Genomic DNA, 25,833 nt, shown 5'->3' on the forward strand with positions numbered 1-25,833 from the left:
ATACCCAAACAAAAACAGAGGACTGCCGATGGGCAATCCTCTGTTTTTTGGTTTTCTGTTATCAGAACGTGATGTTCAGTTCGGACCACAGAGTGCGGGCATGCTTGTTGCCTGCATCGATGCCGTTTTCTGTATCTTTGTTCTTCAGATCATAGTATTCCACGGTAGCCACCATGTTCTTGGCCACGGTCAGGTTGCCGCCCACCATGTAGCCCTTGAACCCGGTGTACGGGAATACGTACCAGTCGCCGTTCATGGTGTGGGAGGCCACGGTCACAGCAGCCTGGTCATAGTATTTGGCATACAGGCCCCAGGTACCCGGTTTCTTTTCATCGGCACCGGCATAGCCCAGACCCACTACATAACCATCATCATCCACATTGTTGACCCAGCTGTTGTTCTTGGAATCAGCGTCACCCTTCAGGTACATGGCGTTCACATTCCATTTGCCGGCAGTATAATCGGCCCCAACGGTCCAGATTTTGTTGTCAGTCTTATCCAGGGTGCTTTCCCCTTCATTCATGGCGCCGAAGTCCTGGTCATTAATCTTGGTATAAGTGGCTTCGCCGTGCAGGTTGCCCCAGTTGCCGCCCAGGGCTGCGCTCCAGTAGGTATCCCCTACGGAACCATCTTTATCCTGCCAGCCATACCGATCAGCGTTGGCCAGCTTACCATAGGCAGCGGACAGATATCCCTGGCCGAATTTTACATCAGCCCGGACAGCGTCGGCACGGTCATCGAACACGTTCCCATCAGCAATAAAGTCATTGAAACGGCCGGCGGTGATGTCCACCACGCCGATATTCCCGTTCAGATAGGCTCTCTGGAAGTTCGTATCGCTGTCGCCAGATTCGTTCTTGCCTTCGAAGTATTGCTGGTTCTGGATCATAGCGGTGTAATGCCAGTTGTCGTTCACTTCACCGGTGAACCACAGACGGGTCCGCAGCTGGGCTTCGGATTTGTCATCCCAATTCTTGAAGCCAGCGCCTCTGCGATCTGCATAGCTGATACGGGCAGCCCCGGTCACCTGTACATTGTCCGCGTTCTTTTCCAGTCTGGCCACCCGCACACCCAGGTTGTCCAGTTCATCCGCGAATTCGCTGACCAGTTTGTCATCGGCACCGATGGCGCCTTTGGCCAGGGCCTTGGCCACGATCTGGGCCATTTCATAACGGGTCATGGTCCTGTCACCCTTGAAGGTGCCATCCGGATACCCGTCCACCACACCGGCAGCCGCCAGTTTGGCCACCGCGCCGTAGGCCCAGTGGCCGGCAGGCAGATCGGAGAAGGGGTTGGCGGCAAAGGCAGTGGCGCTGATGCCCAGAGCCATGGCCATGGCAAACACTAAGGATTTTTTCATTGGAGATTCCTCCCAGAAGATATTTTTATCCAGGCAGTTTGCCGTTTCTTCCCCATTCCCGCGAGTCTTGTTAAGGCCGGACTATAATTGACCTAAAGGGCCGGAAAAAAATGACCCACCTCATACCAAAGTGGATTACCATAATAATAAGCGACCAAACTTGTTAGGAGGTAGTCCAAATGATAGGAAGTGGGCTTATTATGATAATACGCGATAGTGCAAGAAAAGGCAAGAGCGCATATGCTATCGGTAAAGAGCAGAATATTTCCAAGAATACGGCCAAGAAGTATATGCAAGTGGCTACTCTGCCGGAGCAACCTCATAAGCGCGGTTCCATTCTGGATCCCTTTAAGCCGCAGGTCAACCAGATGATGCACGATGGCATATTCAACTGCGTCGTCATCCTGGAGACCTTGCAACAGATGGGTTACACCGGTGGGAAGACCATCATCAAGGATTATGTCCACGTTTTTCGTCCGCCAAAGACCATCCCGGCTGTGCCACGGTATGAAACCGAGCCCGGCAGACAAGCCCAGATGGATTGGGGAATCTGCCAATATTTGGGCACAGATGGCGAATTCCATAAAGTTCCGGCTTTCGTCATGACCCTGGGATACTCCAGGGCCAGGTACGTGGAATTCACAAAGCGGTGTGACCTCAAAAGCCTGGAACGCTGCATCCTGAACGCTTTCGAATATTTCGGCGGAGTTCCTGATGTTGTGCTGACAGACAACATGAAGACAGTTGTCCTGAAACACGAGGCCGGTAAGACCATCTTCCTTCCCGCTTTCGAAAGTTTCTGTGCCGATATGGGCTTCAAGCCTTCCACCTGTAAGGTACGCCGGCCTCAGACGAAAGGGAAGGTGGAACGTTCTGTCCGTTATCTCAAGGAGAATTTCCTGCCTGGAAGACGTTTCACCAATCTGTACGACCTGAACCGTCAGGCTCTTCAATGGTGCCAGCATGTGAACGGCAAGAAGCATGGGACTACAGGGAAAATCCCTCTGCAGGAATTGGCGGCCGAGCATTTGAACCCGCTCCCGCCTCAGGAACTGCGTAACCGTTACCGCTGGGAAGATCGGCGGATTTCCAAAGATGGATTCGTCAGTTTCGATGGTCATCTCTATGGTATAGATTGGCATTACAGCGGCAGAGAAGCCCGGGTCCGGCTGTACCAGAACCATGTACAGGTATTCGTAGATAACCTTCCTGTGGCAGATATACCGCTCTCTGAAGTAAAGGGATATTATGTTCCGCAGCAGGCGCAATACAGCGGATTGGAGGCAAAGGAAGGCATTGCTTACCCTCGAACGGCAGGAATCCAGATGAAAGAGGATGTGGTGAAACGACCTCTAGCCCTTTACGACAGGCTGATGGAGGTGGTATCCAATGCTTGAAGTGGAGCATGCCAGGCAGCTCCTGGCTGAATTCAATATGCCGGAGGCAGCCTGCCAGCTGGATGCCCTTCTGGAAACGGCCGCTGCAAAAGACTCGACTTTTATTTCGTTTCTCGACCAGCTCCTGAGCTTTCAACAGAAGGAACGAACTGAGAAAGCCATCCGGAAAAGGATGAAAGCTGCGCGGATCCCGGCCGTGAAGACCCTGGAGGAATTCGATTTTTCGTTCCAGCCCAGCCTGAATCCGAAACAGCTCCAGGAACTGCGTACACTTGCTTTTGTGGAACGAGGTGAAAATCTGATCCTGCTGGGCCCGCCGGGGGTCGGCAAGACGCACCTGGCCACCGCGTTTGCGGTAGAAACCCTGCACCACGGCAAAACCGCATACTTCATTACGCTAGCCCATCTTATTGAAGATCTGGAAAAGCGTCGGGAAAAAAGGCTGTTGTCCAGGCGCTGCAAATTTTACGCCCGGCCAGATGTCCTGGTGATAGATGAAGTTGGCTATATGCAGCTGAGCCGGCAGCAGGCAGAATTGCTGTTCCAGATTGTCTGTGCCCGCTACGAGCGGGGCACCATAATTATGACCAGCAACAAGTATTTCAGTGACTGGGGTGAACTCATGAGCGATTCAGTGATTGCGACTGCTATCCTGGACCGATTGCTGTACCATGCTCATGTGATAAATATTAGAGGTGAGAGTTACCGGCTGAAAGATCGTCTGCGTGCAGGTTTGAATCCGGCCGTCCCCCAGCCCGGCCTTGGGAAAACCGGCTTTAAGGACTTCCGGCCCTAAGGCAGAAAAAGCATTGAATTTACCGTTTTATTGGGTCACTTTTAACCGGCCAAATGGGTCAAATTGAACCCGGCCTTGACAAGTCTTCTTGTTTCCTCTGTTCCTGGCAAAAGAATCGATTCACCTGCCTGGGATAAATCAATTGTGACAATTCTATCAACTTTTCATAAAATACCATATTTACATCTATTTTACAATAGTATCGGCATAACCTTGCAGGATACGTTTTACTTTGTACATTTTACTACACCTTTCATTGGTTATTTTGCATAAAAAAAGACGATCTCTTGCGAGATCGTCTTTTGGGTTCCAATCGGAGATTAGAACGTAACAACCATCTGAGACCACAGGGTCTTTGCATGGTTATCGGTAGCACCTTTGTCTTTCAGGTCATAGTATTCAACCTGAGCCACCATGTTCTTAGCTACGGTCAGGTTGCCGCCGACCATCCAGCCTTTGAAGCCTTCAGGACCGAAGGAATCATAATGACCGTTCATGGTGTGAGCAATGTAGGTAGCGCCGCCCTGATCATAGTATTTACCGAACAGGCCCCAAGAACCAGGTTTAGCAGAGGAAGCGCCTTTGTAAGCCAAGCTAGCTACCCAACCATCGTTGTCGGGTTCTACACCGTCGATCTTGTCATCAGCATCGCCGTGCAGATACATAGCGCCAATCTTCCAGTCGCCAGCTTTGTAGTTGGCTGCGGCAGTCCAGATATTGTCAGAGCCTTTCACCCAACCATTCTTGTAAACCTTTGCATCAGCATTGGCAGTATCCAAATCTTTCACGTGCAGGTAGTTGGCTTCCAGGTTCAGGTTGCCAATGTCGCCGCCCAGTACAACCTGGGTGAACTCATCTGCTTTAGATTTTTTGCTAGCAAAATCTTGGTTGGCCATCTTGCCCCAGGTTGCGCCCAGGTAGGTAGCACCAAACTTGGTGTTGGCGTTTACAGCATCCACACGGGTATCGTAAACGTTGCCTTCCGCATAGGTACCGTTATAACGGCCGGCGGTCATGTTCACAACGCCGATGTTACCGGTCAGGTAAGCTCTCTGGAAACGGGTTTCGCTGTCACCGGAGTCATTCTTGCCTTTGTTGTTCCAAGTTTGTTCGTTCTGCAGCATACCAACATAATGCCAGTTGTCGTTCACTTCACCAGTGAAGAACAGACGGGACCGGGTCTTGGTATCGCTGCTCTTACCGAAATCGCCGGTAGTATGATCATAGTGGGTACGGATGTTCCCGGTGATCTTTACAGCGTCAGCGTTCTTTTCCAGTTTGGCAACGCGGACACCCAGGTTGTCCAGTTCATCAGCGAATTCGCTGACCAGTTTGTCATCAGCACCAATGGCGCCTTTGGCCAGAGCCTTGGCAACGATCTGAGCCATTTCATAACGGGTCATGGTCTTGTCGCCTTTGAAGGTGCCATCAGGATAACCATCAACTACGCCGGCAGCAGCCAGTTTGGCAACAGCGCCGTAAGCCCAGTGGCCAGCAGGCAGATCGGAGAACGGGTTGGCAGCAAAAGCAGTTGCGCTTACACCCAGAGCCATAGCCATAGCAAATACTAAAGACTTTTTCATGGGAATTCCTCCTTAGGAATGACAGAGTGAAATTCCGTGGGAGCGTCCGGCTGACTCCTGCCGCGAGTATCCTTGTTTCCTCTGGTCTCGCCAGCGTTCTGTTCCTTTGGTTTTTCACATAGCTATTGTGACAACTCTTTGTCACGGCTTTATTTTACCATAAGGCTACAGAAAAATGCAAATTTGTGAAATAATTTTAAACCAGGGTTACAAACGGTTATTATTTTCTTTGTGAACTTCATTTTTTTATCACATAAAAATATGATTTGTAGCACGAAAAAAGGACGATTCCAAAGAATCGTCCTTTTTGTATTGGTCTTGGATTAGAAGGTTACAACCATCTGAGACCACAGGGTCCGTGCATGGGCATCGGATTCCTTGCCCTTCAGGTCATAGTATTCTACCTGAGCCACCATGTTCTTGGCCAGGGTCAGGTTGCCGCCGACCTGGTAGCCCTTGAAGCCTTCACCATTGAATTTGTCCCAGCTGCCGTTCATGGTGTGGTACACAATGGTGGGAGCTCCCTGATCATAGTATTTGGCGAACAGGCCCCAGCTGCCGGGTTTGGAAGCCGTAGCACCCTTGTAGCCCAGGGATACCACATAGCCGTCATCATCGCCATTGGTGTAGTTGCTGTACTTCAGGGTATCATCGTCACCCTTCAGGTACATGGCCCCGATCTTGAAATCGCCGGCTTTGTAGTTGGCGCCCACGGTCCAGACTTTGTTATCCCCGGTCAGACCGTTGTCAATGTACGGGTTCACATCGTCAGCTTTGGTGTAGGTAGCAGCCAGGTCCAGGTTGCCGATGTTGCCGCCCAGTTCTGCGTTCCAGAACTTGTCAGCTACGGAATCATCTTTGGTCCAGGTACGGCCTGCTACGGTGACCAGGTCACCATCGGTCCACCCATAGGTGTCCAGGCTTGCCATCTTGCCGTAGGCAGCACTGAAGTAGGTCTGGCCGAAAGGAACCTTGAATTCAACAGCATCTACACGGTCATCGTACACGTTGCCTTCTGCAATGGTCTTGTTGTACCGGCCAGCCGTGATGTTCCACACACCGATGTTACCATTCAGGTACGCTCTCTGGAAGGAGGTATCGGAATCACCGGATTCGTTCTCACCCTGGAAGTACTGGTTGTTTTCCAGCATTTGGATCCGGAACTTTCGGTGCGAGTATCCTTGTTTCCTCTACGTACACATTCCGGTTTCTCTCAGTCCGTTTCTCCTTGACAGGACAGGTGTGAATCTCTTCACACTGCCAGTGTAGCATGGCCCAAAAAAAGAAACAAGGTCATAGGGAAAGAGTTTCCATTCGTTCCCTATTAACCTTGTTTTTTCATGTGACTGATGAGTCATTTTTGTGGCTTGTAATCCGACGATTTCACAGTTTTATCACGAAGATACCGCTGTACCAGAACCATGGCTGCCAGTCCATCCACTGCGGACGGTGGATCCAACAGGGCCACCGGGATCATCCGTTTCCATCCCCTGGGTGGATACAGCTTCCAGTACAGCTTTCTGGCCTCCTGGGTACTGCCGTACTCATTGACCGTAAAAAGAGGCAGCCGGGGAAAGGCTTTCTCCAGCTGCGCTGCCATGGTCTTTGATGTGGTCCCATCCCCCAGGATGCAGCCGGCCAGGGGCTGTTCCGGGAGGAATGGTTTCAGGTGCGTAGTAAAATCGTCGGTAGGAATGATTTCCTGCCGGCAAAGGGTCCCATCTTCCCACACCAGAGCGGCTCCGGTTTTATCCCGGCCGGGATCCACCCCCAGGTACAGTTTCAACGGTTCACTCATTGGGGGTACCTCCCGCTGCCCGGATTTCCAGATCTGGCACCACCGGACCGGCCACCGTGATATCGTGCCGGGCTTTGGCAGAAATGAGCACCTTGCCGCCCAGGCTGCGGATCTTTTCACTGGCCTGGGTCAGTTCACTGCTGGTGATGGCCCCCACATCGCCGGTAAGGGGATTGGGGATCACCCCGTCGGCCTGGGCTGCCCGGTTCACGTCCTTCAAAAAGGCCATGAGCGCCAGGTCGCTTTCGTTGCTGTTGGGATTTATGCTGATGGACTGGCTGAGGATCAGGCTCCCTTTGGGGTACACCACTTGATTCTCCACCATTTCCAGACGGGACACCACCACTTCCCCGGAAAGGATGTTGCCGGCGGCGCAGACCCGCACGTACATATCCCCTTTGGCCCTGGACAGATTCTGGGCCGCGTCTTCCACCGCCTCCCGGCTGAGCCAGATGACGGGCGTGGAAGGATCCACCCCGATACGGCCTGCCACCTGGATGTTGGCCTGGTTCAGGAAATCCTGGAGCTGTTTCTGGGTACTGTCTGCATTCTGGCCACCCTTCAGCACCCCTGAATAGAGGATTTCACCGCTGCGGAACGCCACATTGCCTTCCCGGATGGCCACAATCCCTTCCCGAAGCTTTTGGGCGGCCGTTTCCAGGGATTTCACATCCTGCTGCAGCTGGTCACGGGCCGCTTCGGCCTCTTTCACCTGGGCCTGGGCCTGCTGCAGACGGTCATTGGCTTCATTGTAACGTGCCTGGAGTTCTCCCAGATCCGCTCGGGCCTGCTGCATCTGGGCCTGGGCCTGGGCCATCTGGGCTTTGGCCGCAGCTTCCTGCTGTCTGGCCTGGTCGGCCGCTGCCGTGGCCTCGGTGATCTTCTGGTCCAGTTCCTGGATCTTGGCGTTCTGGGCACTGAGTTCCTGGTTGGCCTGGTCCCGGGCTGTGGTCAGGGACGCGATTTCCGCCCGCATCTTCTTCATGCCGAACAGGGCGGTACGGACCTCCTTGGAGGAGATGGTCAGGACGGTGATGGTCAGGGCAGCCACCAGGATGCCGCTCAGGATGGTCATGACCACGGAGGTGTCATGAGGGCGCAGGCCAAAAAGCCGGAGCCGTTTCTTGCCGATCTTGCTTCCCAGTTTGTCCCCCAGGTAGGCAATGAGGCCGCCCATCAGGGCCAGAACCAGGATCAGGGTAATTCCACCGGTCATGGTTTGCGCTCTCCTTTCGTAATTCATTCGATGTCAGAAATCAGACTCGGCTTTTGCAAAGCCTCGAGATGTCAGCCTGTTCGGCAAGCAACGGTACTGTAGATTTCCAGTCGAACAGAGCTGACATCTGACATTTTTTCTGGCATCTGTATTCTAAATTATTATAGCATAAATTTGTTTTATAAAAAGAGAGCTGTGAAAAAACACAGTGATGTGACCCCAAAAAGTTAGACCTTAGTAACGAGATGGTTTTTACCGTCTCGTTACTTTTTTATGCTGCCTGCAAGGAAAGCCTGTATTGAACAGGACTTTTCCAGCCCAGTTTTTCCTTGATTCTTTGCTCGTTATAGTATTTGATGTATCGTTCGATAGCGCCTTTTAATTCTTTGTAGCTGTAGTAGGTCACTCCGTAATATATTTCCTGCTTCAGTAAGCCGAAGAAGTTTTCCATTACAGCGTTATCATGACAGTTGCCTTTTCGAGACATGCTCTGAAAAATTCGTTCGTTTTTTAGTCTTTTGGTATAGAATTTCATTTGGTATGCCCAGCCCTGATCGGAGTGAAATGTTCTTCGATACGGACAATCAGCAGTAATTTTGATTGCTTTGGCTTGAGCTTCCAGTATGCTGTTAGCCGAAGGATATTTGGCTATTCCATAGCTGATGATTTCATTATTGAACATGTCCAGGAAAGGATCCAGATAAAGCTTGCGCAGAGTCAAATGTCCCTGTGAATCTGCTTCATAGTATTTGAATTCTGAAGTGTCGGTCGTAATCTTCTGGTGAGGGATATTCGTCTCAAAACGACGATGTATCCTATTTGGAGCAATGGTTCCTACCTTACCCTTATAGGAGCTGTATTTACGGCTCTTCCGGGTAAAAGATGTTACCTGAAGGCTCAGTTTCTGCATGATACGTTGAACTTTCTTCTTGTTCACGCAAATCCCTTGGTTCTTTAGCTCACCGGTCATGCGACGGTATCCATAATCTTTATGCTGGCTGCGGATTTCCTGTATTTTCTCCTCTACTTCCTGGTCTGGATTCTCGCGGTCAAACCGTTTCTGCCAGTACATATAGGTTGCTTTGGGCATTTGCGTATAGGAGAGAATGTCTTTCAACTTGAATGATCCTCGGAGACTGGAGATGATTTTCGCAACTCTCTCATTTTTGCTTCGTCCTCTAAACGCAGTCTCCTCAGTTCTTTTAAAAAAGCATTCTCTATTCGGAGTTTAAGGTTTTCATTCTCTAACTCCTGGACATGTTCCACACTGATGTTGACCATCGGTTGTTGAACCTGGGTATCTGTTTTTTTGGGTTTTGATTGGCTCAAAGTCTTTTTCCTACCTTTTTTATGTGACCGTAACGCATCCGGCCCCGCAATTTTAAATTCATTGACCCATCTGGAAATCAATGACGGATTGTTGATTCCTACACGAATTGCCAATTCCTGATATGAGATTTCATTTGTTAAGTAAGACTCTACCACAGAAAGTTTTTCTTTGAAAGAGTATATTTTTTGAGAGCGAGATCTCTTCAGACCATTATCTCCAAATGCCTTGTAAGCAGCAGCCCACTTTAGCAGCTGGCTGCTACTTGCCATCCCATATTTACGTGAAATAGAAATACACCCTTTGTCACTGTTCAAGTATTCCAGTACTATTTTTTTCTTAAATTCATAGCTGTGTCTTGCCATAAAAAAACTAACCCCCAATTGTTAGATTTTTGGTCTAACAATTGGGGGTCAGCTCACAGCTCTCTTTTCCTACGCCCTTTTGCTCTTTCCGGTTTTATAATCGATGGTGATACCGGGCTGGTTGTTGTACACGAACACGTTGAACTGGACGCCGGCGCCGTTATCTTCCACGCTGTAGGCTTCCATCTGCACGCCTCGGGCCACCAGGTCATTTCCCTTGAAAATGGGCGTCACCCGGTACAGCACATGGTGTTTCGTTTCTTTCACGTAGTCGGCCACCAGGTTCTCAAAGGGCAGCATGCCGGTGACGTTCAAGTAGCGGGTGCCGGTGATCAGGTTCTTGGGGTTGGCATTTTCCGCGGTAAGCTGGTACCCGATCAAATGGCACCGGTTGTACAGGTATTTGCCGTCGATGCCCTCATACTTTACGGTCTGCCAGCCGGAAGGCTTCACCTGGCCGATGGGTCCCCGTTTCTGGGTGGGCATGGTCTCCAGGCACACATTGGCGTAGGCCGGGCCGCAGCGGCCCAGGCTGTCCAGGTTGCTGTAGTGCTCGAAGGCCTTTTTGGATTTTTTATCGGCGTCCGGAAAGTCGGGCACATTGTTGTTCAGGACCACATAGGGCTTGTTGGTAAACGCCGGGATGGACGACAGGTCGAAGGACGGCTGGTTCTTGCCAATCTGCTGGGTCTGTTTCGTGGTGTTCTTGGGGGCGCTTTTTTTGGCGGTAGTGGTCTTGGCGGAGCCACAGCCCGTTACGAACAGGGAGGCAGCCACCAGCAGGGACGCCAGGACGGATGTGAGTTTCTTCATTTGCATGGGATATAGACCTCCTCGGTAATCTTGTCATGGGATGAGCCGGCAAATTCCGTTGTGGAAACAAGCTGCCAGCCTTTTGTCACGTCGATGTCGAAGAACGTATCGCCGGGGTAGGCCCGGTTCCAGTGGTACAGGTACAGTTTTTCGATTTTGGCCAAAAAGGGCGCCGCCGGGCGGTCTTCCAGCAGGGCACAGGCGCCGGGACCAGCCTCCTCCAAAAACGTCTCAGAGACATGGATCCGGTCTTCCTGACCGGCAAACAGAGCGGCAGTATAGCCGTCCATCCACAAACCGGACGGGCCGGCGATGTCCAGCATATGCTGGCGCAGAAGGCGGTCCTGGCTTTGCCGGCGGTGGTTGAACAAAAGTCCGCCGGAATCATCGATGGTGGTCATAAGGATCATGGTTTTGCCTCCTTGGGTGAGTCACTCGTCTCGAGTCACGAGTCCACAGCCGAATGTTGCCAGCTGACGCTGGCTTCGAATATAAACATTATAGCAGATTATGAACAGAAGTTCACTATATGGGATAAAAAATAAGCCCTCCGGGCGACCTGGGTTCGGACTTCCCCTTACAGGCAGTCCTTACGCATGAAACATACCCTGTACGTTTCTCCTCGTAGGGGCGACCCATGAGGGGCGCCCGTTCCCAGGTCTGGAAGGTTTTCTTTTTACACATTATCCTTTTTATAGATCATCCAGCACCCGAACGCTCCGCAGAGCAGGTTGGGGGTCGCCGCGGCAATGGCAGGGGGGATGACCCCTCCCTGGCCCAGGCCGGTCATGAAGGTCATGATGGAATAGTAGATGAAGATGATCACCACCGAGAAGCCCAGGCCCATGGAAGCCCCGGTCCGCTGGGACTGTACACCCAGGGGCACGCCGATCAGGGCGAAGAAGAAGCTGGCCAGGGGCACGGTGAACCGGCGATAGATTTCCATTTCGTACTTGCTGGTGGGCAGGTACTGTTTCTTCAAAATGTTGATGTACATCTTCAGTTCGCCAATGGTCATCTGGTCCGGATCTTTCTGGTCCAGGGTAATGGCCTTGGGCGTCTCGCTGATGGGCAGCACCTGTTTGCTGAAGGTCATGGTCCGGGCAACCCCGTCCTTGCCGGTCAGGTCTGTGATGGTGCCGTCTTCCATGATCCAGCTGCCTTCGGTCCATCTGGCCTGGGGGGTCCGCTGGATCCGGGCCACCTTGCCGTTGTCCCAGTCCTCGATGGTAATGTCCTTCATCAGGCCCTGCTTTTCATCAAAGGTACGGGCATAGGTCAGCCGCACCAGTTTTCCCTTGGAAACCTGTTTGATGATCACATGATTCTGGGTCCTGGGTTTGGCATCCCGCTTGATTTCCACCTTGATGATCCGCTCGTATTCACTTTTGGCGGGAGGGACGACTTTTTCAGCCCACACCACAGAAAACAGGCTGACCACGAAGCCGGCTGCCAGGATGGGCGCCGCAATGCGCCGGAAGCTCAGGCCCCCGCTGCGCATGGCCGTGATCTCGCTGTTGCTGGACAGCTGGCCCATGGTCAGCAGGGCCGCCAGCAGCATGGACATGGGGAAGGTATAGTTGATGACTTCAGGCATCAGACACAGGAACAGCCGGATCAGGGACCAGTAGCTGGCCCCGTACTGGGTGATGTACTGGGTCACCCGGAACAGGAAGGAACTGGCCACGAAGATGGTGGAAAAGGCAGCCACCCCGAACGCGAAGGGCTGCAGCATCTGTTTTAAAATGTACTTATCTAAAATGGACATGACAGCCTCACATTCTAAAGTTATCGCCCAGGTAGAACTTCCGGGCCACAGGGTCTTCTGCCACCTGCTGGCTGGTGCCTTCCACCAGGATCTTGCCGGCGCTTAAAATGTAGGCCCGGTTCACAATGCTCAGGGTTTCCCGCACGTTGTGGTCGGTGATCAGGACACCGATGCCCCGTTTGGCCAGATGGGCCACCATCACCTGGATATCGGCCACCGCAATGGGGTCGATCCCGGCGAAAGGTTCGTCCAGCAGGATGAAGCCGGGGTCGGTGGCCAGGGCCCGGGCGATTTCCACCCGGCGCCGTTCGCCGCCGGACAGGGCACTGCCCTTGCTCTTGCGGATGTGGTCGATATGGAATTCCTGGATCAGGTCTTCCATTTTCTGCTGCCGTTTGGCATGGTCGCTTTCGATCTGTTCCAGGATGGCCATGATGTTCTCTTCCACGGTGAGTTTCCGGAAGATGGAAGCTTCCTGGGGCAGATAGCCGATGCCCTTCAGGGCGCGCTTGTACATGGGCAGTCCGGTGACATCCTCGTCATCCAGGAACACATGGCCGGTGTCAGGATGTTCCAGTCCCACGATCATATAAAAAGACGTGGTCTTGCCGGCACCGTTGGGACCCAGGAGGCCCACGATGGTCCCCTGCTCCACCTCCAGGCTGACCTCATTAACCACCCGGCGGCCTCCATATTCTTTTACCAGTTTTTCCGCGCGTATCTTCACTCTTGACTCCCTTACCCTACTTCAGTCTCACCCCAGGACAGCAGTTGTCCGGGCCAGTTATAGAACTTGTACACATAAGCCGGGATCCCCGGCAGTCCGGCCAGGCTGAATACCGGTGTTTCCTCCTGCACGGACGGCTGGCTCTGCTGGGGTACCACCACCATCTTCACATCGCCTTCCGCCATGGCCACCTTGCCGCCAGCTCCGGTAATGGTCAGGGTATCCCCGCTGACCGTATCATCGTTCTGGGTGGCGGTGGCATGGCCGATCAGCCGGATGGTCCCGTCCGCTTCCTTCGTATTGTAAATGGCCCGGTCGGCCCGTGCCGTCAGATTCCGGGGCGGACTCACCAGCCGCACGTTTCCGTCGGCATTGGCCACGCCGCTCTGCATATTGTATTTCATGCTGGCCGAATCCAGGCTGGACCCGTCATCCATGGTCAGCTGGGCCCAGTCCCCCACGGTCTGGGCAAACTGGGCATCGGAATCGTAATCCACCTGGTCGGCACGCAGGGTCTTGTCGGCTTTACGCAGCACCGCATTGCCAATGGCGGACAGGAACTTGCCCTTGTTCTTGATGATCAGCGTACCACTGGTCAGATGGGCATCCTTCTGGTCAGCCACCACGGAACCAGTCAGCTTGCCTTCTCCGGTCTTGGTATTGTAATCAGCGGAACTGGCGCTGGCGGTACCGTCGTCATGACGGATCTGCACATTGCCTTCGGCTGCTGCCTGTCCGGTCTTGAAATCATATTCCACCGTATCGGCGGAAATGGAGGACGCAGCCCAGCAGGCGGTGGTCACGGACAGAAGGCCTGCCAGGATTCCCAGCATTGCAAGTTTCTTCAGTTTCAACATTAGAATTCTCCCTTCTGTACGTTGGCATCCTGTTCCAGTTTGGCATGATCCAGGGCCACATTGAATGTGGCCTTTTTCGAAGTGGCCACGGTGTCGCCCTTCTTCAGATAGACGTTGCCCTCGGCCAGCACCGTCTGGTCTTTGTTCACCCAGGTGAACCTGTCTGCTTTGGCTTCCCCGCCGTCAGAGGTGGTGCCATGGGGATTCACGGAAAGGACCACATCCTTGGTATCCACATGGACTTCCCCTTCATCGGCAGTGACGGTCATGCTCCGCCCGTCTTCCTGATAGAAAGTCCCCTTGATGCCCTTCAGCTTGTCGATCTGGGTCTTTTTGTCATAGAGCATGGATTCCACAGTCAGTTCCCAGACCTTCCGGCCATTTTTCGTTTCCTGGATGGTGGACCCGTTTACTTCCTGGAGTACGTCCTTGCCATTTTCCTGCACTTTACCCGTGGTGGGTTTGCTGCTCAATAACCAGGCAATGACGCCCCCCATCAGGAGCACGGCGGCCACAATCACCAGTATGGTACGTTTGTGTGCTTGCACTTGCATGAAGGCATCCTTTCTTTAACCGTTCCAGGGAGTGTTCCAGCGGTGCTGGAACCAGATCCAGTTGTCCGGATACTGCCGGATGATCTTTTCCACTTCCTGGGTCATTTTCAGGGTAATCCGGTAATCATCTTTTTCCCGGTTGCCCGTATCTTCATAGTAGATGGGGTCTTTCACGAAGACCTGGTGGCCATACCCGCTGGGTTTGCGCACAATAAAGATGGGCACCACCGGTGCCTTGAACTTGCGGGCAAAATAGGCCGGCCCTTCGGGGGTGGAAGCCATCTTGCCGAAGAAGGGCACGAAAATGCCATGATAGCCACCGTCCTGGTCCGCAATCAGACCCAGCATGCGGCCTTTCTTCATGGCCCGGGCACAGCCCAGGATCTCGTTGGTCCCCCGGGCGAAGATTTCCTGGCCCACACCCCGGCGCAGTTCGTTCATGAAATCGCTGTACACCGGATTGGGCTGGGGTTTCTCCACGGCGCTCAGGGGAAAGCCGTTCAGGGCCAGGGCGGCCCCCAGCCATTCCCAGTTGTCCATATGGCAGGCCAGCATGACCACCCCGTGTTTCCTGGCCAGGGCTTCCCACAGGATGTCCGGCCGGTCGAAGGTGACCAGGCCCCGGATGTTGTCCTTGTTCAGGGCGGGCATGTAGAACATCTCCATGGCTGTCATCCCCAGGTTCAGGAACAGCCGATGGATGATTTCCCGGGCCTGCCGGGGGGATACGCCCATCCGTTCCTGGATGGTCTCTTCCGCCCGGATCCGCTGTTTTTTGGCGATATACCAATACAGTTTACCACAATTCCTGCCCAGCCGCACTACGAATTTGTAGGGCAGATGGGAAATGATGATACTTACACCTTTCAAAAATCCGTAGAGCATTACTGTTTGTCTCCCTGCCCCTGGACTTCGTACTCTCTCACGATCTGGTTCCACAGTCCCTTGGCCTTCAGGATGCGTTCGATCACATCCCGTACAGCCCCCCGGCCTCCTTTGCACCCGGAGACCAGCATGGCCCGTTCCCGGACTTCCGGAGCCGCATCGGCGGGAGCAAACGTCACCGCCGACCGGCCAAAGGCCGGCAGGTCATTCAGATCGTCCCCCATGAAGGCAGTCTCCTCCAGGGGAATACCCAGTTCTTTCGAAGCTTGTTCCAGGATCTTTCCTTTGTAAATGACATTTTCATACACGGAGCTGATACCCAGTTCCATAGCCCGATGGAGCACGATCTCGCTGTGGCGTCCGGTGATGAGCGCCACCTGGATACCATGGCGCAGGGCCAGGCTGATGCCCAGTCCGTCCCGGGCGTCAAAGTGCTTGCACAGTTCTCCTTCCTGGCCGATGATGATGCTCCCATCGGTCAGGACACCATCCACGTCCAGGGCCAGCAGGTGGATCCTGGCCAATTGTTCTTCAGTTACCATTTATACCACTCCTTGATGGACCAGATCGGTGATGTGCAGCAGACCTACCACTTTGTCTTCCTGATCCACCACCGGCAGCACCGTAATGGGCCGGGGTTTGTTGGATTCCATCAAATGGAGGGCTTCTGCTGCCAGTTTGTGATCCTGGATGGTCCTCGGGTGTCTGGTCATCATCTCAGCCACAGGCCGGTTCAGACAATCCAGGTCCTTGGCAATGCCCCGACGGATATCCCCATCGGTGAGCAGCCCTTCCAGACGGTGATCCTTGTCCACCACGGAAACGGCACCCACCCCTTTGTCGGTGATCACGAACAGGGCATCCTTCACGCTGACCGTAGAGGGCACCAGGGGATTCTCGTCCCCCTTGTGCATCACATCATCCACGGTAAGCAGCAGTTTCCGTCCCAGGCTGCCCCCGGGATGGAAAATGGCGAATTCTTCCGGCGTGAATTTCCGGGCACTCAAAAGTTCCATGGCCAGGGCATCCCCGTAGGCCAGGGCTGCCGTGGTGCTGCTGGTGGGAGCCAGGCCCAGAGGGCAGGCTTCCCGCTTCACGCCCACATTCAAGACAATATCCGCATTTTTGGCCAGGGTGGATTCCGGATTGCCCACCATGGCAATGATCCGTGCCCCGATGCGCCGCACGCTGGGCAGGATGTTCAGCACTTCCCCGGTTTCCCCGCTGTTGGAAAGGGCCAGGACCACATCGTGTTCCGTGACCATGCCCAGGTCCCCGTGGATGCCTTCCGCCGGATGGAGAAAGAATGCTGGAGTACCGGTGCTGGCCAGGGTGGCAGCGATCTTGCGGGCGATGATGCCGCTTTTGCCCATGCCCGTAACGATGATCCGTCCTTTGCAGTGGAGGATCATATCCAGTGCCTGCCCGAAATGCGCATCCACCCGGGGAATCAGTTCCAGGATGGAGTCAGCTTCGATACGCAGGGCTTCTTTGGCTTTTTCAAACATGGCTCATGCCTCCCTGCGGCCGATGGCGTCAATGGCTTTGGCATCGGCCAGTACCTGTTCCAGCTTGTCCAGGGCGATCATGTTGGGACCGTCGGACAATGCTTCGGCCGGGTTGTCGTGGACCTCCAGGAACAGCCCGTCCACCCCAACCGCTGCGGCTGCCCGTGCCATATGGGGAGCAAACTGGCTCTGGCCGCCGCTTTTGGATCCCTGACCGCCAGGGATCTGCACACTGTGGGTCACATCCATGATCACCGGGAATCCCATTTCCCGCATGATGGGCAGGCTGCGCATATCCGTCACCAGGGTGTTGTACCCGAAGCTGACGCCCCGTTCGGTGAGCATGAGCTGGTGGCAGCCGGAGCCGGTGATCTTGTGGACCACATTCTTCATATCCCAGGGTGCCAGGAACTGCCCCTTTTTCACATTGACCACCCGGCCGCTGTGGGCGGCTTCCACCAACAGGTCCGTCTGCCGGCACAGGAAGGCCGGAATCTGGATGATATCCAGCACTTCGGCGGCTTTTTCCACCTGCCAGGTTTCGTGCACGTCGCTGATGATGGGCACCTGCAGGTCTTTTTTGATCTGGGCCAGGATCTTCAGCCCTTCTTCCAGGCCCGGTCCCCGGAAGGATTCCAGGGAAGAGCGATTGGCCTTGTCGAAAGAAGCCTTGAACACGTACGGCAGGCCCAGTTTTTCACAGATGGCCTTGGCCCGTTTGCCAATGGCCAGGCTCCGTTCGTAGCCTTCCAGCACACAGGGGCCGGCCATGATGAGAAGCGGGTGGCCCTGTCCTGCCTCATAAGGTCCGATCTTGACGATTTGCATGGGTTACTGCTCCTTTCCTTCTGCAATCAGCTTGCCAAAGATTTCGTTGGCCCGTTCCAGATCTTCCCGGGTATCGATGCCCACACCCTGGAAATCGGTGGCCAGCACCTTGATCTTGACCCCGTTTTCCAGGGCCCGCAGCTGTTCCAGCCCTTCCACCTTTTCCAGGGGGGTGGGCAGCAGTGCGGCGAATTTCAGCAGGAAGTCCCGCTTATACGCATAGATGCCGATATGCTTCCACACCTTCACATCCGGTTCCTCATTGCGGGGATAGGGGATCAGGCTGCGGGAAAAATACAGGGCATAGCCGTTCTGGTCGGTGACCACTTTTACGGCATTGGGGTTCTGGTAGTCTTCCGGCTGCATTTCTGTTTTCATGGTGGCCATTTCCAGGTCGGGATTCTCCTCAAAGGCGTGGGCCAGGTCGTCGATGACCTGGGGCGGGATCATGGGTTCATCTCCCTGGACGTTGACGATCACGTCCACATCCTCATAGTTCAGGGCCACTTCAGCCAGCCGGTCCGTACCGCTGGGATGATCCGCAGAGGTCATGACGGCCCTGCCGCCGAAGGCGGTCACCACATCGGCGATGCGCTGATCGTCGGTGGCCACCAGGACCTGGTCGGGAATGCGGGCCAGAGAAGCACGCTCATACACACGCTGGATCACCGGTTTGCCCTGGATCAGTGCCAGGGGTTTACCCGGCAGACGGGTGGAACCATAACGGGCCGGAATCACACATAGTACTTTCATTTCGCAGGTTTCTCCTTTTTAATCGCGGCAGTAATGGTATCTACAAAAGCTTCTTCGCCGCTTGTAATCTGAATTTCCATATCAAGGATATATAGAGGCACATCCCGATGGAGATAAATGAACTCCGTAGGGATCTTCACAGCATCTTTCCCGGTGGTGACCAGGGCCTTCACACCCTTGCTGATGGCCCGGTCCATGATGTACTGCATCTCCACCATGCCGTAGTCGTGGTGATCCGGATACCGGATGGCTTCCACGATGTTCAGCCCTTCGGCGTTCATGGTCTGCTCGAAGGAGGACGGATTGCCGATGGCGGAGAACACCATCACATGTTTCCCCCGCAGGGCTTCCAGGGGCAGGGCCCTGGACATATCATTTTTATACCAGTCGGCGATCTCAATGAAATCGCAGGGTTTGTGGATGCTTTCCACAATCGGTGCCGCCGGTGCATATCTGTGCAGGGTATCGCACAGGGTGGCCCGGGAAATGGGTGAACTCTGGTCGCATTTGGTCAGCAGGAACAGACCGGCCCGGCTCAGGTTGCTCAGGGGTTCCCGCAGGGTTCCCCGGGGCAGGATGCAGCCGTTGCCGAACATATTCAGGGTATCCACCAGCACCACATCCAGGTCACGGTACAGCTGCCAGTGCTGGTACCCATCGTCCAGGATGATGACTTCCGCCTTGAATTTATCCACGGCGAACTGGCCGGTGATGGCCCGTTCCTTGCCGATGACCACCGGGATGCCGGGCAGCTGCTTGGCCATGAGGAAGGCCTCGTCGCCGGCTTCATAGGCGGTCATATAAATCTTCTTGCCGTCGGACACCACCCCGATCTTTTCTTCCCAGTGGGACCGATAGCCCCGGTTCAGGATGACCACCCGGTAACCCAGCTTCTGGATCATCAGGGCCACTTTCTGGGCGGTAGGGGTCTTGCCGGTACCGCCTACGGTGATGTTGCCGATGCTGATCACACAGCAGTCCAGTTTCGTGCGGGGCAGGATGCCGGCATCGTAGCAGAACAGCTTCAGCCGTACACCTGCTTCATAGAGCACGGACAGGACACGGAGGAACGCCAGGACGCACCAGTCCAGGATCCCGTTGTCCTCGCCGTGGGACAGCTGGATCAGGTACTGGGTCACGGCATCGCCGGGCCGCATCCGGGGGCTCACTTCGTCGTTGATGTTCCGGGTGTTGATTTTGTAATGGGTGTTCACCATGCTTTCGGTGGCGGTGAGCTTCAGCAGCTCCTGCAGGTACTGGATAGTCCGCACCGCAGCGCCCCGGTTCTCCTTGATGACCTGGAGGGAGGCAGCCCCCATCTTCCTGCGCAGAGCGTCATCCTTGAAAATCTTCAGGAATTCTTCCGTGAGCTCTTTGCCGTCTTTGATCTGGACGCAGGCGCCCACTTTGCTCAGGAGGGCAAAGGAATCTTTAAAGTTGGACATGCTGGGCCCCACGATGATGGGTTTGGCATGAGCCGCCGGTTCCAGCACGTTGTGGCCCCCGTGTTTGATCAGGCTGCCGCCTACGAACACGGCATCGCCCACGGCGTAGATCCGGCCCAGTTCGCCGATGGTGTCGATGATAAGCACCTGGTACCGGGGCCGGGGATTGCTCATGGCTTTCAGGGCGGAGCGCAGGCCCAGGCTCAGGCCGTATTTCTCGGCCAGTTTGCTGATTTCATGGACCCGTCCCGGTTTCCGGGGCGCAATGATCAGGCGGGCCTGGGGAAATTCTTTCAGGATTTCCTGGAAGCTCTGGAACAGGGTCTCTTCTTCGGTGGGATGGGTACTGCCGGCCACAATCACCGGATAATCATCCCCCAGGCCCAGTTCTTCTTTGTACTGCTGCAAATCCGCAGGTGTCACTTCCGCATAGGTCTGATCGAATTTCGTATTGCCGGTCACGAAGATCCGGCGTTTTTCCGCTCCCAGGTGGGCGATGTATTCTGCATCGATGGAGGACTGCATGCAGAACCGGGTTACGCTGCCCATCATGTCGGACAGGATGCCGAACAGGTAGCGATAGCTCTTCACGGATTTGTCGGAGATGCGGCCGTTCACCATCATGACGGGGATGCGGCGCAGCTTGATGGCCCGCAGGAAGTTGGGCCACAATTCCGTTTCCACAGGCATGAAGATCCGGGGCATGATCCGCTTCACGAAGGATTCGGACACAAAAGGCAGATCCAGGGGGAAGTAGATGATGGCATCGGCTTCCGGGATGATCTGGTGGGCCATGTTGTAGCCGCCGGTGGTCACGGCGGACACCAGGATCTTGGCATCGGGCATGGCCTTGCGGATTTCCTTGACCAGGGGGCTGGTGGCCACGATTTCCCCCACGGAGGCACCGTGGATCCAGATGCAGTTTTTATGGGCGACGGCAGCGATCTCATCATCCCGGATGAATCCCATGCTCTGCCGGAAGCGGCGAGGGAATCCTTTTTCCCGGAAATACCGCACGGTGAAGTAGGGCAGGATCACGAAGATGAATAAGACTGTGGCCAGGAAATTATATAGATAATACATGCTTTGACCTCGTTTTCATTGGGCTGGACGACTGGGGAAGAAAAAAGGCTGGATTTCCATTCAGTGTCCTACGTTTTCCTCTTCTCTGGCCAGTTCCTGTTCTGCCTTTTCCCGATACTGGATATCGTGCAGATGGGCATACAGGCCATGGAGGGCCATCAGTTCCTCGTGGGTACCGGATTCCACGATCTCGCCGTGGTCCAGTACCAGGATCTTGCTGGCGTTCTGGATGGTGGACAGCCGGTGGGCAATGACAAAGGATGTACGGCCCACCATGAGCCGATCCAGGGCTTCCTGCACCAGCCGTTCACTTTCTGTATCCAGGGCAGAAGTGGCTTCGTCCAGGATCAGGATCCGGGGATCCTTCAGGATGGCCCGGGCAATGGCAATGCGCTGCCGCTGGCCGCCGGACACGTTGATCCCCCGGTCGCCCAGCTGGGTATCATATCCCTGGGGCAGCTGCATGATGAATTCGTGGGCATTGGCCGCCTTGGCCGCTGCCACCACTTCCTCCTTCGTGGCATCCAGGCGCCCGTACAGGATGTTGTTGTACACCGTATCGTTGAACAGGTTGGTTTCCTGGGGAACGATGCCCACCTGCTCACGCAGGGAAGCCACGGTCACGTCCCGGATGTCATGGTCATCGATGAGGATGGCCCCCTCGGTCACGTCATAGAAACGGGGCAGCAGGTTGGCGATGGTGGATTTGCCGGCACCGCTGGGTCCCACCAGGGCGATGGCCTGGCCGGGTTCTGCCTTGAAGTTCAGGTGTTTCAAGATGGGTTCCTCTGGATTGTAGGCGAAGGACACATCCCGGAATTCCACCTTCCCCCTGACCGGAGGCAGGGCAATGGCATCGGGCTTTTCAGGGATCTCTTCATCCAGGTCCAGGATGCTGAACACACGGTCCGCAGCAGCCAGTGCCTTCTGGATGTTCCCCAGCACCCGGGCGATCCGCTTGATGGGGTTGGAGATGTTCACAGCGTATACCAGGAAGGCGATCAGGGACCCGGCAGTGATGTCACCGGCCAGCACCCCCCGGCCACCGAACCAGATGATGGCCGTGACGCCCAGGGCCGCGATGAATTCAATCACCGGGGAAAGGGTCCCCATGAGCCGTACGCTCTTCATGTTGGCATCGAAGTTCTGGCGGTTGGTCCGTTCGAACCGGGCAATTTCATAGGGTTCCCGCACAAAGGACTTCACCACCCGGCTGGCGGACAGGGTTTCCTGCAGTACGGAGGTGATGTCGGCGGTGGCCTGCTGGATCCGGTGGCCGGTCTTGCGGATCTTCTTGCCGAAGAAATCCATGAAGAACAGCACCACCGGGAAGGTGCAGAACGCAAACAGGGTCAGCTTCCAGTCCAGGTACACCATGGCGCAGATGGACCCGATGAGCACAGAGGTTTCCGTGATGATTTCCACGGAGTTGTCCACCATGGCAGCCTGCATGGCCTGCACGTCGTTGGTCACGTAGCTCATGATGGTCCCCAGCTTGTTGGTATCGTAGAACCGGGTATCCAGTTCCATCATCTTCTTGAACACCAGGCCCCGGATGTCGATGACCACGCTTTCACCCACGTAGTTCATCAGGTAGTTCTGGCCATAGTAGGTAATGCCGCGGGCGAAGAAGATCACCACGATGCCCAAGGCAATCAGGTTCAGCAAGTCGCTGTCGTTGTTGATGAACACCTTGTCGATCACGTCCCGGACGATCCAGGGCACATACAGGTTGGCGGCCGAAGTGAGCACCGTGCAGATCCCGGCCAGTGCCAGACGGGGCAGGTAGGGTTTGATGAATTTCAGGATGCGCAGATACAGGTTCATTCTTTCTCCTTTGCTGTTTCGAGGATCAGGGCTGCTGTACGGTCCACCGCCCCGGGTTTCCCCAGTTTGGCTACCGCCTGCTGCAGCTCACGGCGTACGGATCGGGCCCCTTCCGGTTCCAGGAAGGCCAGGACCGCAGACGCCATGCGTTCAGGGGTCATATTTTCCTGGATCAGTTCCGGAAGGATCTCTTTTCCGGCCAGGATATTGGGAAGGCCGATGTATTTCACATAGACCAGATGTCTGGCAAGGAAAATGCTCAGGGCACTGGCACGGTAGCAGATCACGCTGGGCAGCCCGCAGAGAGCGGCTTCCAGGGTCACGGTGCCACTGGTGGCCAGGGCCGCATCAGAGGCAGTCATCACATCATAGTTGTGTCCCTCCACCACCTTCACCGATTCAGGGGACCGGGCCAGGAGGGAATCCAGCAGGTCCCTGTCGATGGAAGGAGCCTTCTGGAGGACGAAATCCACCTCCGGTCGCTGCTTTTTGATGAGTGGCAGGGCCTGGAGCATGACCGGCAGCACCCCGGTGATTTCTTTCACCCGGCTGCCGGGCAGCAGGAGTACCACCGGATGGCCGGGCCGTTTGCCGAGGAACGCTTCGGCCTCCTGGGGACTCATTTCCGGCTGGACGATGTCCACCAGGGGATTCCCCACGAATTCCACCGGGGCGCCGGCCTCTTCATAGACCCTGGCGGCAAAGGGATAGATGCAGGCCACTTTCGTACACAGGCCGGCCACCATCTTTGCCCGGCCCCGGCGCCAGGCCCATGCGGAAGGCGGAATATAGGAAAACACCGGGATGCCCAGGGCTTTGGCTTCCTTCGCCACCCGCATATTGAAATCGGGGTAATCCACGGTGACGAACACATCGGGCTTCCGCTCCTCCATCAGCCGGCGGAAGGCCTTCTTCAGGCCCAGCAGCCTGGGCAGGGCTTTCAGCACTTCCACGAAGCCCATGACACTGTATTCTTTATAGTTGAAAACCACTTCGCCACCGGCTGCGGCCAGGGCCTCTCCGCCCATGCCGAACACCTGGGCGGAAGGGTCCTGCTGCAGGATGGCACGGGTCAGCGCAGCGGCATGCAGATCGCCGGAGGCTTCCCCTGCAGAAATGAAAACTTTGGTCACCCTGTTGTCTCCTCTCATTTGAACATAATGATACAGTATATATTATAACACATCAAAAAGGAGCTATCCCGTGAATTTTCAAATTCACGGGATAGCTCCTTTTTCTTGCTGACGGCCGACTTGCGCCGTCCTGTGTCTCTGATCGAAGGATGCCCGATCTATTTGCTTTCCGGATCCTTCATGGCCACTACAGTGATGTCGTGGTCGTCGGCCAGTTTCAGGGCCTTTTCCCGTTCCACCAGCAGGGTCCGGCCCGCTTCCATGACAATACCGGCACAGCCGCTTTCAATCATGGATTCGATGGTGCGCACCCCCACCCCCGGCATATCGAACCGGTTGTCCTGGGCGGGTTTGGCAGTCTTGGCCACAATGGCCTTCTTGCCCAGTTTTCCGCCCCGCAGGATGCAGGCGTCGGTCCCTTCGATGGCTTCCACGGCCATGATGGCCTTGTTCTTCACCACCACGGTCTGGCCGATGTCCAGGCCGCCGATCTTCTTGGCCATGGCGAAGCCATACTGCATATCCTCCCACTCTTCCCGGGTGGGTTTCCGCTTGCTCAGCACCCCTTCCTGAGGCATGAGATCCTTCAGGAACAGGGTCTGGTCCATCACGTGGATGCCCAGACTCTCCAGTTTGGCCACCAGGGCGTTCATGATGGTATCGTCATGGCGATCAGGCAGGCTCATGAGGATCTTGATGGCCTGCCAGTCGGGCACCAGTACACCCCCGGAATACAGGATTTCCTTGGTCACCTTGCCGATCATGGTGACCTCGTCCACCCCTTCCTTCTGCAGGGTCTTGAAGATCCTGCCCACCTTGCCGATGTTGATGGCATAGAAAGCGTCAGCCTCTCCGGGCAGTTCTTCATGGGTACCCGGCACCAGGCCGATGGCCACTGTCCGGTAGCCTTCTTTCCGGGCACCCCGGACCACGTCAACGGGCAGATGTCCTACCCCGGCCAGTACTCCTAAGGTCTTCCCCATAGGCTCTTACTCCCGGATGCCATGGGCGGATGCCCGGCAAATGCCTCTTTCCACCGTACGCAGGAAGCGCATGAAATGTTCCACTTCTTCGTAGCTGTCCAGTTCCTGTTCCATGGTCTTGATGGCATCCGTCAGGGACAGGCCTCTCTTGTACAGGATCTTGTAGGCTTTCTTCAGTTCCCGGCGCACTTCCATGGGGATGCCTGCCCGGGAAATGCCCACGCTGTTCAGTCCTGCCACATAGGCCGGGTTACCGGCCACGATCACGAAGGGGGGTACATCCTGGGAAATCCGGCTCATGCCGCCGCACATGCAGTTGCGCCCGATCTTGGTGAACTGGTGCACAGCGGTCAGACCGCCGATGACGGCCCGGTCTTCCACAATCACGTGCCCGGCCAGGGTTGCCACGTTGCTCATGATCACGTTGTTCCCCACGATGCAGTTGTGGGCCACGTGGGTGTAGGCCATCATCAGCACGTTGTTGCCGATGCGGGTCTCGTTGCCTTCGCCCACCGCACGATGGACCGTGGCACATTCCCGGATGGTCACATGGTCACCGATGATGGTGGCGGTATCTTCGCCCTTGTATTTCAGGTCCTGAGGGACTTCACCGATGCTGGCACCCTGGAAGAACTCACAGTTCCTGCCGATGGTGGTCCGGCCGGTAATCACCACATGGGGGTGGATGATGGTGCCTTCACCGATCTTGACATGTTCACCGATGATAGAGTACGGGCCAATTTTCACGTTGGGGCCGATTTCCGCACCCGGTGCTATGATGGCTGTCTCATGGATCATAGTAGAATCTGCTGTCATTGTTTCACTCC

General features: G+C 55.3%; 25 protein-coding genes. 2 read left to right on the top strand and 23 right to left on the bottom strand.

The features are described from left to right. Positions 1–61 precede the first annotated feature (61 nt). The gene (locus BQ5462_RS10675; protein WP_071143275.1) at positions 62–1,360 is read right to left on the bottom strand and encodes an S-layer homology domain-containing protein; all 1,299 of its coding nucleotides are present in this window, start codon (positions 1,358–1,360) and stop codon (positions 62–64) included. A gap of 200 nt (positions 1,361–1,560) precedes the next feature. Here BQ5462_RS10675 and istA point away from each other — a divergent pair, with 200 nt between their 5' ends. After that, the gene (istA, locus tag BQ5462_RS10680; RefSeq protein WP_205407907.1) at positions 1,561–2,757 is read left to right on the top strand and encodes an IS21 family transposase; all 1,197 of its coding nucleotides are present in this window, start codon (positions 1,561–1,563) and stop codon (positions 2,755–2,757) included. Next, positions 2,750–3,553, top strand: coding sequence for an IS21-like element helper ATPase IstB (istB, locus tag BQ5462_RS10685; protein WP_071141508.1), 804 nt, complete (start codon positions 2,750–2,752; stop codon positions 3,551–3,553). Before istA ends, istB begins: the two co-directional genes overlap by 8 nt. A gap of 320 nt (positions 3,554–3,873) precedes the next feature. Here istB and BQ5462_RS10690 read toward each other — a convergent pair whose 3' ends face one another. The 22 genes from BQ5462_RS10690 to lpxA form a co-directional block, all read right to left on the bottom strand. Continuing rightward, positions 3,874–5,136 carry an S-layer homology domain-containing protein gene (locus BQ5462_RS10690; protein ID WP_071143276.1) on the bottom strand — a complete coding sequence of 421 codons (1,263 nt, stop codon included), beginning with the start codon at positions 5,134–5,136 and terminating at the stop codon, positions 3,874–3,876. A 323-nt stretch (positions 5,137–5,459) separates the two neighbouring features. Then, the gene (locus BQ5462_RS10695; protein ID WP_205407958.1) at positions 5,460–6,287 is read right to left on the bottom strand and encodes a porin; all 828 of its coding nucleotides are present in this window, start codon (positions 6,285–6,287) and stop codon (positions 5,460–5,462) included. Between the two features lie 203 nt (positions 6,288–6,490). After that, a complete protein-coding gene (locus BQ5462_RS10700) occupies positions 6,491–6,934 on the bottom strand; it encodes a RuvC family protein (RefSeq protein WP_083378138.1) in 444 nt (147 codons plus the stop codon). Next, the gene (locus BQ5462_RS10705) at positions 6,927–8,150 is read right to left on the bottom strand and encodes a DUF3084 domain-containing protein (protein ID WP_071143277.1); all 1,224 of its coding nucleotides are present in this window, start codon (positions 8,148–8,150) and stop codon (positions 6,927–6,929) included. Before BQ5462_RS10705 ends, BQ5462_RS10700 begins: the two co-directional genes overlap by 8 nt. 271 nt (positions 8,151–8,421) lie before the next feature. Then, positions 8,422–9,297 (bottom strand): IS3 family transposase, encoded by an 876-nt coding sequence (locus tag BQ5462_RS11770; RefSeq protein WP_143037990.1) that lies wholly within the window; start codon positions 9,295–9,297, stop codon positions 8,422–8,424. Further along, on the bottom strand, positions 9,264–9,842 hold the full coding sequence (locus BQ5462_RS11775; RefSeq protein ID WP_071141584.1) for a helix-turn-helix domain-containing protein: 579 nt from the start codon (positions 9,840–9,842) through the stop codon (positions 9,264–9,266). Before BQ5462_RS11775 ends, BQ5462_RS11770 begins: the two co-directional genes overlap by 34 nt. Positions 9,843–9,911: 69 nt before the next feature. Then, positions 9,912–10,661, bottom strand: a complete 750-nt coding sequence (locus BQ5462_RS10720; RefSeq protein ID WP_235819625.1) for a DNA/RNA non-specific endonuclease — start codon at positions 10,659–10,661, stop codon at positions 9,912–9,914. Continuing rightward, entirely contained in the window at positions 10,652–11,065 is a 414-nt protein-coding gene (locus BQ5462_RS10725; RefSeq protein ID WP_071143278.1) for a dihydrofolate reductase family protein, read from the bottom strand. Before BQ5462_RS10725 ends, BQ5462_RS10720 begins: the two co-directional genes overlap by 10 nt. A gap of 266 nt (positions 11,066–11,331) precedes the next feature. Further along, entirely contained in the window at positions 11,332–12,423 is a 1,092-nt protein-coding gene (locus tag BQ5462_RS10730) for an LptF/LptG family permease (RefSeq protein WP_071143279.1), read from the bottom strand. Positions 12,424–12,430: 7 nt separating this feature from the next. Next, on the bottom strand, positions 12,431–13,150 hold the full coding sequence (lptB, locus tag BQ5462_RS10735; protein WP_071143280.1) for an LPS export ABC transporter ATP-binding protein: 720 nt from the start codon (positions 13,148–13,150) through the stop codon (positions 12,431–12,433). 11 nt (positions 13,151–13,161) lie between these two features. Continuing rightward, on the bottom strand, positions 13,162–14,007 hold the full coding sequence (locus BQ5462_RS10740) for an LptA/OstA family protein (RefSeq protein ID WP_205407959.1): 846 nt from the start codon (positions 14,005–14,007) through the stop codon (positions 13,162–13,164). Further along, positions 14,007–14,561, bottom strand: coding sequence for an LPS export ABC transporter periplasmic protein LptC (lptC, locus tag BQ5462_RS10745; protein WP_235819626.1), 555 nt, complete (start codon positions 14,559–14,561; stop codon positions 14,007–14,009). Before lptC ends, BQ5462_RS10740 begins: the two co-directional genes overlap by 1 nt. A gap of 15 nt (positions 14,562–14,576) precedes the next feature. Next, on the bottom strand, positions 14,577–15,446 hold the full coding sequence (locus BQ5462_RS10750) for a lysophospholipid acyltransferase family protein (protein ID WP_071143281.1): 870 nt from the start codon (positions 15,444–15,446) through the stop codon (positions 14,577–14,579). Beyond that, positions 15,446–15,988: a KdsC family phosphatase gene (locus tag BQ5462_RS10755; protein WP_071143282.1), complete on the bottom strand. Its 543-nt coding sequence runs from the start codon at positions 15,986–15,988 to the stop codon at positions 15,446–15,448. Before BQ5462_RS10755 ends, BQ5462_RS10750 begins: the two co-directional genes overlap by 1 nt. Beyond that, positions 15,989–16,954, bottom strand: a complete 966-nt coding sequence (locus BQ5462_RS10760) for a KpsF/GutQ family sugar-phosphate isomerase (RefSeq protein ID WP_071143283.1) — start codon at positions 16,952–16,954, stop codon at positions 15,989–15,991. Positions 16,955–16,957: 3 nt separating this feature from the next. Then, entirely contained in the window at positions 16,958–17,782 is an 825-nt protein-coding gene (kdsA, locus tag BQ5462_RS10765) for a 3-deoxy-8-phosphooctulonate synthase (protein WP_071143284.1), read from the bottom strand. 3 nt (positions 17,783–17,785) lie between these two features. Next, positions 17,786–18,535 (bottom strand): 3-deoxy-manno-octulosonate cytidylyltransferase, encoded by a 750-nt coding sequence (gene kdsB, locus BQ5462_RS10770; RefSeq protein ID WP_071143285.1) that lies wholly within the window; start codon positions 18,533–18,535, stop codon positions 17,786–17,788. Next, positions 18,532–21,063, bottom strand: a complete 2,532-nt coding sequence (lpxK, locus tag BQ5462_RS10775) for a tetraacyldisaccharide 4'-kinase (protein WP_071143286.1) — start codon at positions 21,061–21,063, stop codon at positions 18,532–18,534. The genes kdsB and lpxK overlap by 4 nt, the downstream gene beginning before the upstream one ends. Positions 21,064–21,123: 60 nt before the next feature. Continuing rightward, on the bottom strand, positions 21,124–22,890 hold the full coding sequence (gene msbA / locus BQ5462_RS10780; protein ID WP_071143287.1) for a lipid A export permease/ATP-binding protein MsbA: 1,767 nt from the start codon (positions 22,888–22,890) through the stop codon (positions 21,124–21,126). Beyond that, a complete protein-coding gene (gene lpxB, locus BQ5462_RS10785; RefSeq protein WP_235819627.1) occupies positions 22,887–24,023 on the bottom strand; it encodes a lipid-A-disaccharide synthase in 1,137 nt (378 codons plus the stop codon). The genes msbA and lpxB overlap by 4 nt, the downstream gene beginning before the upstream one ends. 158 nt (positions 24,024–24,181) lie before the next feature. After that, entirely contained in the window at positions 24,182–25,006 is an 825-nt protein-coding gene (locus tag BQ5462_RS10790; protein ID WP_071143289.1) for an LpxI family protein, read from the bottom strand. Between the two features lie 6 nt (positions 25,007–25,012). Next, entirely contained in the window at positions 25,013–25,822 is an 810-nt protein-coding gene (gene lpxA / locus BQ5462_RS10795) for an acyl-ACP--UDP-N-acetylglucosamine O-acyltransferase (RefSeq protein ID WP_071143290.1), read from the bottom strand. Positions 25,823–25,833: the final 11 nt, after the last annotated feature.

It is taken from the genome of Acidaminococcus timonensis, from assembly GCF_900106585.1.
Taxonomy (GTDB): Bacteria; Bacillota; Negativicutes; order Acidaminococcales; family Acidaminococcaceae; genus Acidaminococcus; species Acidaminococcus timonensis.

What these genes read in the sequence shown, in the direction of transcription:
- BQ5462_RS10675 (WP_071143275.1), bottom strand. Translation starts at nt 1,360, where the DNA reads ATGAAAAAATCCTTAGTGTTTGCCATGGCCATGGCTCTGGGCATCAGC.
- istA (WP_205407907.1), top strand. Translation starts at nt 1,561, where the DNA reads ATGATAATACGCGATAGTGCAAGAAAAGGCAAGAGCGCATATGCTATC.
- istB (WP_071141508.1), top strand. Translation starts at nt 2,750, where the DNA reads ATGCTTGAAGTGGAGCATGCCAGGCAGCTCCTGGCTGAATTCAATATG.
- BQ5462_RS10690 (WP_071143276.1), bottom strand. Translation starts at nt 5,136, where the DNA reads ATGAAAAAGTCTTTAGTATTTGCTATGGCTATGGCTCTGGGTGTAAGC.
- BQ5462_RS10695 (WP_205407958.1), bottom strand. Translation starts at nt 6,287, where the DNA reads ATGCTGGAAAACAACCAGTACTTCCAGGGTGAGAACGAATCCGGTGAT.
- BQ5462_RS10700 (WP_083378138.1), bottom strand. Translation starts at nt 6,934, where the DNA reads ATGAGTGAACCGTTGAAACTGTACCTGGGGGTGGATCCCGGCCGGGAT.
- BQ5462_RS10705 (WP_071143277.1), bottom strand. Translation starts at nt 8,150, where the DNA reads ATGACCGGTGGAATTACCCTGATCCTGGTTCTGGCCCTGATGGGCGGC.
- BQ5462_RS11775 (WP_071141584.1), bottom strand. Translation starts at nt 9,842, where the DNA reads ATGGCAAGACACAGCTATGAATTTAAGAAAAAAATAGTACTGGAATAC.
- BQ5462_RS10720 (WP_235819625.1), bottom strand. Translation starts at nt 10,661, where the DNA reads ATGCAAATGAAGAAACTCACATCCGTCCTGGCGTCCCTGCTGGTGGCT.
- BQ5462_RS10725 (WP_071143278.1), bottom strand. Translation starts at nt 11,065, where the DNA reads ATGATCCTTATGACCACCATCGATGATTCCGGCGGACTTTTGTTCAAC.
- BQ5462_RS10730 (WP_071143279.1), bottom strand. Translation starts at nt 12,423, where the DNA reads ATGTCCATTTTAGATAAGTACATTTTAAAACAGATGCTGCAGCCCTTC.
- BQ5462_RS10740 (WP_205407959.1), bottom strand. Translation starts at nt 14,007, where the DNA reads ATGTTGAAACTGAAGAAACTTGCAATGCTGGGAATCCTGGCAGGCCTT.
- lptC (WP_235819626.1), bottom strand. Translation starts at nt 14,561, where the DNA reads ATGCAAGTGCAAGCACACAAACGTACCATACTGGTGATTGTGGCCGCC.
- BQ5462_RS10750 (WP_071143281.1), bottom strand. Translation starts at nt 15,446, where the DNA reads ATGCTCTACGGATTTTTGAAAGGTGTAAGTATCATCATTTCCCATCTG.
- BQ5462_RS10755 (WP_071143282.1), bottom strand. Translation starts at nt 15,988, where the DNA reads ATGGTAACTGAAGAACAATTGGCCAGGATCCACCTGCTGGCCCTGGAC.
- BQ5462_RS10760 (WP_071143283.1), bottom strand. Translation starts at nt 16,954, where the DNA reads ATGTTTGAAAAAGCCAAAGAAGCCCTGCGTATCGAAGCTGACTCCATC.
- kdsA (WP_071143284.1), bottom strand. Translation starts at nt 17,782, where the DNA reads ATGCAAATCGTCAAGATCGGACCTTATGAGGCAGGACAGGGCCACCCG.
- kdsB (WP_071143285.1), bottom strand. Translation starts at nt 18,535, where the DNA reads ATGAAAGTACTATGTGTGATTCCGGCCCGTTATGGTTCCACCCGTCTG.
- lpxK (WP_071143286.1), bottom strand. Translation starts at nt 21,063, where the DNA reads ATGTATTATCTATATAATTTCCTGGCCACAGTCTTATTCATCTTCGTG.
- msbA (WP_071143287.1), bottom strand. Translation starts at nt 22,890, where the DNA reads ATGAACCTGTATCTGCGCATCCTGAAATTCATCAAACCCTACCTGCCC.
- BQ5462_RS10790 (WP_071143289.1), bottom strand. Translation starts at nt 25,006, where the DNA reads ATGGGGAAGACCTTAGGAGTACTGGCCGGGGTAGGACATCTGCCCGTT.
- lpxA (WP_071143290.1), bottom strand. Translation starts at nt 25,822, where the DNA reads ATGACAGCAGATTCTACTATGATCCATGAGACAGCCATCATAGCACCG.